Here is an 8,143-nt window from a genome sequence, read left to right as displayed (position 1 = left end):
GGAAACGCCCGGTCCCATTCCGAACCCGGAAGCTAAGCCCTCCAGCGCCGATGGTACTGCACTCGACAGGGTGTGGGAGAGTAGGACACCGCCGAACACCCGTTGTAAGAAGGGGACCCACTTGGTGGGTCCCCTTTTTGCGTTTGTACCGAAATCCGAAAGGACGCCCGTGTCGGAAGACAACAACGATCGTCGCCCGTCCCGTGGGGACGGCGGCAACCGCCCGAGCGAGTCCCGAGACCGCAATCCCCGCGCTCAGGACCGCCGCGGAGACCCGCGTCGTTCGGACGGTCCTCCCCGCAGGCGTGGCGGTGAAGGTGGGTTCTCCGGCGATCGCCGCGGAAACAGCGCACCGTCGGACCGTCGACCCCCGCGTCCCGAGGAGCCGGATCTACCCGATGAGGTCGAGGCCGGACAGCTCGAACCAGCAGTGCGTCGAGACCTGTTGAGCTTGGACAAGAACAACGCAACCGCCGTCGCGCGTCACCTCGTGATGACCAGCAGGCTGCTCGACGACGATCCGCAGTTGGCGCTGCTGCATGCGCGCGCTGCTCGTCAGCGCGCCGGCCGCATCGCCGTAGTGCGTGAAACCGCAGGTATCGCGGCATACCACGCCGGTGAGTGGGCCGAAGCGTTGTCCGAGCTTCGCGCTGCCCGGCGCATGGCTGGCGGACCGGGCCTGATCGCTGTGATGGCCGACTGCGAGCGCGGACTCGGACGCCCCGAGCGCGCCATCGAACTCGGTCGCAGTGACGAGGCTCGTGAGTTGACCGGAGAGGAAGCGTCGGAGCTTCGGATCGTCGTGGCAGGTGCCCGAATGGATCTGAACCAGTACGACCAGGCCGTCGTCACGCTGCAGACCCCTGATCTCGACGCGTCGCGCTCGGGCACGGCTGCCGCTCGCCTGTTCTACGTCTACGCAGATGCGCTGGTTGCGGCGGGTCGCGTCGACGAGGGTGTGAAGTGGTTCCTCAATGCCGCTGCAGCCGATGTCGATGGTGAGACCGATGCAGAAGAGCGGGTCGAGGAGTTGTCCGGAGGCGGTCAGTGACCGCGCTGCGCGAGCTCCATGACGTTCTGCTGCTCGACCTCGACGGCACCGTGTACGCAGGCAAGGACCCCGTTCCCGGTGCAGTGGAAGCGCTGTCGGGTGGTACGGAAAAGCAGTACTTCGTCACCAACAATGCCAGTCGTGCCCCTGAGGACGTTGCCGAACATCTGCGTGGTCTCGGGTTCGACACCACGGCAGAGTTCGTCGTCACCAGTTCCGAGGCCGGTGCCCGTGTGTTGGCGGACAAATTGGACCCAGGTTCCCGCGTGCTCGTCGTCGGCACCGACGCGTTGGCGAACGAGATCACCAAAGTTGGTCTCGAGCCGGTCCGCTCTGCCGATGACCGTCCGGTCGCAGTGGTGCAGGGTCACTCGGTCGATACAGGCTGGAAGATGCTGGCCGAGGCTGTCCTCGCCATCCGTGCAGGTGCACTGTGGGTGGCAACGAACATCGACGCAACCCTGCCGACCGAGCGGGGACTCGTTCTGGGGAACGGCTCGATGGTCGCAGCGGTTCGCAACGCCACCGAGATCGAGCCGATCGTGGCAGGCAAGCCCGCCGCCCCGATCATGCACGACGCCATCGAGCGCAGCGGAGCACGTTCGGCACTGGTCGTCGGAGACAGACTCGACACCGACATCGCCGGAGCGAACGAAATCGATCTACCGTCGCTGCTGGTATTGACCGGCGTGAGTACCGCTGCGGAGTTGTTGCATGCTCCTCGGCATTTGCGCCCCACTCACATCGGCCCCGATCTCGGAGTCCTCAACAAGGACGAGATGTCGTCGAGCGTCGGCAGCAAGACCGATTGGACGGTCGGCATCGAGAACGAGGTGCTGTCCGTGCAGTACAGCGGGGACGGTGAGCCGGATGCGTTCGAGGGGGCGCTCGCCACACTGCACGTCGCCTGGTCCGGTTCGACGTTCTCGGATGTTCGCTTCGAGGGAGATCGACTCGGCGATCTGCGTTCGCTACTCGGCTGTTGACGCTGCGTTCGACAGCAGCGTTCGGCGAGCGGCGGCGATCGGGCGTTCGTCGGACCCATCCGATAGCGTGAGAGGCGATGAGCGCGCCTATTCCACTACCAGGACAGCACCGGCCGAGCGGTGTCGTCGACGAGTCGTCGGCAGATCCGGACACTATTCGCACCGAGGTCGGTTCGCTGTTGAATCAGCTCACCATCGAGTCGGCGGACGACGAGGGATCCGAGGCCGTGGACTCCGAGGCCTTGGCGCGCGACGCGAGTCTGCTCGACCGAGCGCACGAAGTACTCGTTCGTGCCCTGAACACCGTCGACAAGACCTGACATGGCTCGTCGCGCACGTGTCGACGCCGAACTGGTTCGTCGTGGACTCGCCCGATCTCGCGAGCACGCTTCGGAGTTGATCGAAGCGGGCCGGGTGAAGATCGCCGGGACGGTGGCCTCGAAGCCCGCTACCGCGGTGGAGCCGGGCACACCGCTGTTGGTGGCCGAAGAAGACAACGAGATCTCGTGGGCCTCCCGCGGGGCGCACAAGTTGCTCGGTGCCCTCGACGCCTTCGAGCCGCTCGGGTTGACCGTCGAGCAGGCCCGTTGCCTGGACGCCGGTGCGTCCACCGGCGGGTTCACCGACGTTCTTCTCAGTCGAGGAGTGCGTGAGGTCGTCGCCGTTGATGTGGGATACGGGCAGCTGGTGTGGCGTCTGCAGTCCGACGACCGCGTTCACGTGATCGACCGCACCAACGTCCGGTCGATAGACGCCGACACGATCGGCGGACCTGTCGACGTCATCGTCGCAGATCTGTCGTTCATCTCGTTGAAGCTGGTTCTTCCCGCATTCGTCGCATGCTCGAAGCCGGGTACCGACATGGTGTTGATGGTCAAACCGCAGTTCGAGGTCGGCAAGGATCGCGTGGGTTCCGGTGGCGTGGTGCGAGATCCGGCACTGCGAGCCGAGGCCGTGGAGGATGTCGCGAACGCGGCCGTCGGCTTGGAGCTCAGTGTTCGCGCGGTGGCGGCGAGCCCGCTGCCGGGGCCGTCGGGCAACGTCGAGTACTTTTTGTGGCTGAGGGCAGGTGCAGACGAGGACTCGCCTCGCGCAGACATCACGGAACTCGTCCGGCTCGCGATCGAGGAAGGACCACAGTGACTCCGTCCCACGCAGCACCGGAACGGGAGTCGACTCGAGAGATTCTTCTCGTCGCCCATCCTGGTCGACCGGACATCGCCGAAACCGCGCGCCGCGTGGGCAAGGTGTTCGACGAAGTGGGCATCTGCCTTCGCGTGCTCGTGGACGAGGTCGAGCCGTCGAAGATCGAAGCCTCCGATACCGAGGAACACGATCACGTGTTCGTCGCTGACATGAAACTGAACGTCGTCGAGTTCGGACCGGACGCGGCCGCCGGTTGTGAAATGGTCCTGGTTCTCGGCGGTGACGGGACCTTCCTGCGCGCAGCCGAACTCGCGCGAGGAGCGTCCATACCGGTGCTCGGCATCAACCTCGGCCATGTCGGGTTCCTGGCGGAGGCCGAAGCCGACCATCTCGAAGATGCGCTGGCCCGCGTCATCGCCGGGGACTACCGCATCGAGCAACGCATGACACTGGACATTGCGATTCGCGTCGGCGACCAGGTGGTCGATCGTGGTTGGGCACTGAACGAGGCCAGCATCGAGAACGGGTCACGGCTCGGAGTGCTCGAGGTGGTCCTCGAAGTCGACGGTCGACCGGTGTCGGCTTTCGGGTGCGACGGCGTCCTGGTCTCCACACCTACGGGCTCGACGGCCTACGCGTTCTCGGCTGGAGGGCCTGTGGTCTGGCCCGAGCTCGAAGCGATATTGGTCATTCCGAGCAACGCTCATGCTCTGTTCGCACGTCCACTGGTCACCAGTCCCGAGTCGATCGTTGCGATCGAGATCGATGCCGGCGGTCACGCGGGATTCGTATTCTGCGATGGCAGGCGCACATTGAGCCTGCCTGCCGGCGCTCGCGTCGAGGTGGTTCGGGGAGTGTCACCGATCAAGTGGGTTCGGCTCGATTCGGCACCGTTCGCCGATCGCATGGTCAAGAAATTCGAACTGCCCGTGACCGGGTGGCGGGGGAGAGCGAGGTAGGGATGCTCGAAGAGATTCGGATCGACAGCCTCGGAGTCATATCCGGTGCCAGCGCACAGTTTCACGAGGGGCTGACCGTACTCACCGGCGAAACGGGTGCCGGTAAGACCATGGTGGTCACCAGTTTGCACCTGTTGTCGGGTGCCCGCGCCGACGCAGGCCGGGTTCGGCTCGGCGCTCAGCGTGCTGTGGTCGAGGGGCGATTCAGTACCGACACCGCGTCGGAGCAGGTGATCGACGACGTCGACAAGGTGCTCGAGTCTTCGGGAGGTCAACGGGACGAGGACAATTCGATCATCGCCGTGCGTACCGTCAACTCGGACGGTCGTTCTCGTGCGCATCTCGGTGGGCGCAGTGTGCCGGCATCGGTGCTGTCGAACTTCACCGACTCCTTGTTGACGGTGCACGGTCAGAACGATCAGCTGCGTCTGCTGCGTCCCGATCAGCAACTCGGCGCGCTGGACAGATTCGCCGGGGATGCTGTGGCGTCCCTCGTCTCGAAGTACCGCACCGCGCGTAAGGCGTGGCTCGACGCGCGCAACGAGCTGATCGACCGCACCGAACGCAGTCGCGAGCTGGCGCAGGAAGCCGATCGGCTGCAGTTCGGCCTCCAGGAGATCGACTCCCTGGCCCCCGAGCCGGGTGAGGATCGCTCCGTGGCCGAGGATGTGCGTCGGCTGGGAGATCTCGATTCGCTGCGTGAGACCGCGGAAGGTGCCTCGGCTGCGCTCGTCGGGAGTACCGAGGAGGCGTCGGACACGACGTCCGCGCTGTATCTACTGGGCGAGGCTCGCTCTCGCCTCGAACATGCCGAGGACGCAGCACTGACCGAGCTGCTGCCGCGTCTGAACGACGCGATGGCGATCGTGGGCGACATCGGGGCAGACCTCACTTCGTACCTGACGGATCTGCCGTCCGATCCGGGCGCGCTCGACTCGATCCTGAACCGGCAGGCCGAGCTGAAGTCGTTGACACGCAAGTACGCCGCCGATGTCGACGGCGTCATCGCCTGGGCGGAGGAGGCCCGTGAGCGGCTCTCGCACATCGACACCTCGGCCGATGCGCTCGCCGAGTTGAGCGCCAAGGTCGACGCGGCTGCGGTCGACGTCGCGGCAGCTGCTTCGAAGCTCAGCGCGGCTCGGGCCAAGGCCGCCGTGAAGCTCTCGAAGGCGGTCAGCGTCGAGCTGGCGGGTTTGGCCATGGGAAAAGCCAAGCTGCAGATCGATGTTCGCGCACTTCCCGCCGGTCCGTCCGACACGGCTCCGATCGTCGTGGACGGGGCCGAACTGCATGCGGGCAGCAATGGCGTCGACGAGGTCGAGTTCAGGCTGTCCGCGCACGACGGTGCCCAGGCTCTTCCGATCAGCAAGAGTGCGTCGGGCGGTGAGCTCTCGCGGGTGATGTTGGCACTCGAAGTGGTGCTGGCGGGTTCGGACAAGGGCGCGACGATGGTGTTCGACGAGGTCGACGCCGGAGTGGGTGGTCGCGCGGCCGTCGAGGTGGGGCGTCGACTCGGCCGGTTGGCGCGCACACACCAGGTCATCGTGGTCACCCACCTGCCTCAGGTCGCAGCATTCGCCGACACCCACCTGGTGGTCGACAAGACCGATGCGAAGAAGGGTGCGGCGAACAGCGGGGTTCGGACGCTGTCGTCGTCGGAGCGCGTCGTCGAGCTCGCGAGAATGCTCGCGGGTCTGGACGACACGGAAACCGGTCGCGCGCATGCCGAGGAGCTGCTGGCCACCGCAAACGCCGATCGGGCAGCGTTGTAACTTTTGGTGCTGATGTGATCAGTGTGGTAGTTGTTTCGGCGCGCCTCCGTCGTCGGGCGTGTCGATCGGGTCATCATGGTTCTCATGAAGATGCCGGCTCTGCTGTCACGTAGTCAGGATTCGCTGCCCGGAATCACCGGGATCGCGCGAGTCGATCGCAACACGGCCAAGCTGCTGAAACGGGTCGGCCCCGGTGACATCGTCGTGCTCGACGAGCTCGACCTGGACCGCCTGACCGCTGATGCTCTCGTCGAGGCAGGGGTGCTCGCGGTCGTCAACGCGTCGCCCTCGATCTCCGGGCGCTACCCGAACCTGGGGCCCGAGGCCATCGTGGCCAACGGGATCATCTTGATCGACTCGGCCGGCACCGAGGTCTTCAAGAAGATCAAGGACGGAACCAAGGTTCGTCTCAACGACGGCGGTGTCTACACCGGTGATCGGCGCCTCGCGAAGGGCGACGAGCAGAGCGAAGCCGAGATCTCGGACAAGATGATCGAGGCCAAGACGGGTCTGGTCGACCATCTGGAAGCGTTCTCGGGCAACACGATCGAGTTCATCCGAACCGAGAGTCCGCTGCTCATCGACGGCGTCGGTGTGCCGGACATCGACATCGATCTCGAGGGTCGCCATGTCGTGATCGTCGCCGACGGTCCCGGGCACGCCGAGGATCTGAAGAACCTCAAGCCGTTCATCAAGGAGTACTCGCCCGTCATCATCGGTGTCGGCGCGGGTGCCGACACCGCCATGAAGGCAGGTCATCGCCCCGATCTGATCGTCGGCGATCCCGAGGACGTCACTGCGCAGACGCTCAAATGCGGTGCAGAGGTAGTGCTTCCAGCGGATTCCGACGGCCACGCGCAAGGACTCGAGCGCATTCAGGATCTCGGTATCGGTGCCATGACGTTCCCGGCCACCGGTGCCGCTGCCGATCTCGCACTGTTGTTGGCCGATCATCACGGGGCCTCCCTCATCGTGTCGGTCGGTAGCCCGGCCAGCCTGGACGAGTTCTTCGATCGCGGTCGACGCAACACCAATCCGGCCGCGTTCATGACGCGTCTGAAGGTCGGGGCCAAGCTGGTCGACGCCAAAGCTGTTGCGACGCTGTACCGCAGCCGTGTGTCCGGCGGTGCGATCGCGCTGTTGATTCTGGCTGCGCTCGTTGCCGTGATCGTGGCGCTGGCTGTGTCCAACATCGGCGGTGAAGCGTTGGATTGGGCAATCGATCTGTGGAACCGGTTCGCTCTGTGGTTCCAGGGGTTGCTTTCGTGATTTCGCTTCGCCAACATGCCATTTCGCTGGCCGCGGTTTTCGTGGCACTGGCCATCGGCATCGTGCTCGGTTCGGGTCTGCTCTCGAGCGGGCTGGTATCGGGCCTCCGAGACGACAAGACCGGTCTCGAAACTCAGGTGGACGATCTGCAGGCGACCAACAACCAGCTCGGTGAGCAGCTCAACTCGGCCGACGGATTCGACGCTGCGGTATCGGGCCGGGTGTTGCGAGACACGTTGGTCGATCGCAGCGTCGTGGTCATCACCACTCCGGATGCAGATCCCGGTGACGTGGACGGAGTCACGCGGTCGATCGGGGCTTCGGGTGCCACCGTCACCGGCCGGGTGTCGCTGACCGATTCCTTCGTCTCTGCTGCGAACGGCGACGATCTTCGTACCCGCCTGACCAACGTCATTCCCGCCGGTGTTCAGTTGCGCACCGGAGCAGTGGACCAGGGCAGCCTGGCAGGAGACCTGCTGGGTTCGGTACTGCTGCTCAACGCGGAGACCGCCCAGCCGCAGTCGACTCCCGAGGAGCTCTCACTGGCGCTGGAGACGCTGCGCAGTGGCGGCTTCATCGCGTACGACAACGGTGCCGTCGCGCCCGCTCAGTTGGCAGTGGTCGTCACCGGTTCCGGCACCTCGGACGTGGAGGACGGTAACCGCGGTGCCATCGTTGCGCGGTTCGCGGGCGCTCTGGATTCACGTGGTGCAGGCGCGGTACTGGCCGGCCGATCCGGCGCGGCAGAGGGCAACGGTTCCATCGCCGTCGTGCGAGCCGATTCGGCGCTGTCGTCCGCTCTCAGCACAGTCGACAACGTCGACCGTGAAGCAGGGCGAATCACCACGGTTCTCGCTCTGGCGGAGCAACTGGACGGTGCCTCGGGCCGCTACGGCACCGGAGCGAACGCGAACGCCGTGACCGTCGGAGCGCCGGCGAGCTGATCGTCGTCGGAACGAG

At 65.4% G+C, this 8,143-nt stretch carries 8 protein-coding genes and 1 rRNA gene; all 9 read left to right on the top strand.

Going from position 1 to position 8,143, the window contains the following annotated elements:
* Positions 1-97, top strand: a 5S ribosomal RNA gene (gene rrf, locus CH283_RS09595); the annotation flags it as partial.
* A 72-nt stretch (positions 98-169) separates the two neighbouring features.
* The gene (locus tag CH283_RS09590; RefSeq protein WP_094641563.1) at positions 170-1,051 is read left to right on the top strand and encodes a tetratricopeptide repeat protein; all 882 of its coding nucleotides are present in this window, start codon (positions 170-172) and stop codon (positions 1,049-1,051) included.
* Positions 1,048-2,037 (top strand): HAD-IIA family hydrolase, encoded by a 990-nt coding sequence (locus tag CH283_RS09585; protein ID WP_094641565.1) that lies wholly within the window; start codon positions 1,048-1,050, stop codon positions 2,035-2,037. Before CH283_RS09590 ends, CH283_RS09585 begins: the two co-directional genes overlap by 4 nt.
* Before the next feature lie 77 nt (positions 2,038-2,114).
* Complete coding sequence (locus tag CH283_RS09580) at positions 2,115-2,357, top strand: hypothetical protein (protein ID WP_068050998.1); 243 nt, start codon at positions 2,115-2,117, stop codon at positions 2,355-2,357.
* A 1-nt stretch (position 2,358) separates the two neighbouring features.
* On the top strand, positions 2,359-3,180 hold the full coding sequence (locus CH283_RS09575) for a TlyA family RNA methyltransferase (RefSeq protein WP_094641567.1): 822 nt from the start codon (positions 2,359-2,361) through the stop codon (positions 3,178-3,180).
* On the top strand, positions 3,177-4,142 hold the full coding sequence (locus tag CH283_RS09570; RefSeq protein WP_094641569.1) for an NAD kinase: 966 nt from the start codon (positions 3,177-3,179) through the stop codon (positions 4,140-4,142). The genes CH283_RS09575 and CH283_RS09570 overlap by 4 nt, the downstream gene beginning before the upstream one ends.
* Before the next feature lie 2 nt (positions 4,143-4,144).
* On the top strand, positions 4,145-5,914 hold the full coding sequence (gene recN, locus CH283_RS09565; RefSeq protein WP_176460528.1) for a DNA repair protein RecN: 1,770 nt from the start codon (positions 4,145-4,147) through the stop codon (positions 5,912-5,914).
* 84 nt (positions 5,915-5,998) lie between these two features.
* Positions 5,999-7,183 (top strand): putative cytokinetic ring protein SteA, encoded by a 1,185-nt coding sequence (gene steA / locus CH283_RS09560; RefSeq protein ID WP_068051018.1) that lies wholly within the window; start codon positions 5,999-6,001, stop codon positions 7,181-7,183.
* Complete coding sequence (locus tag CH283_RS09555) at positions 7,180-8,127, top strand: copper transporter (protein WP_094632063.1); 948 nt, start codon at positions 7,180-7,182, stop codon at positions 8,125-8,127. Before steA ends, CH283_RS09555 begins: the two co-directional genes overlap by 4 nt.
* The last annotated feature ends 16 nt before the right edge of the window (positions 8,128-8,143 follow it).

It is taken from the genome of Rhodococcus sp. 05-2254-2, from assembly GCF_002259095.1.
GTDB lineage: Bacteria > Actinomycetota > Actinomycetes > Mycobacteriales > Mycobacteriaceae > Rhodococcoides.
Note: the sequence above shows the minus strand (reverse complement) of the source record. Positions and strands in the feature narration are given on the sequence as shown.

Excerpts from the sequence above, each read along its gene's own strand:
- CH283_RS09580 (WP_068050998.1), top strand. The coding sequence starts at position 2,115 with ATGAGCGCGCCTATTCCACTACCAGGACAGCACCGGCCGAGCGGTGTC.
- CH283_RS09575 (WP_094641567.1), top strand. The coding sequence starts at position 2,359 with ATGGCTCGTCGCGCACGTGTCGACGCCGAACTGGTTCGTCGTGGACTC.
- recN (WP_176460528.1), top strand. The coding sequence starts at position 4,145 with ATGCTCGAAGAGATTCGGATCGACAGCCTCGGAGTCATATCCGGTGCC.
- steA (WP_068051018.1), top strand. The coding sequence starts at position 5,999 with ATGAAGATGCCGGCTCTGCTGTCACGTAGTCAGGATTCGCTGCCCGGA.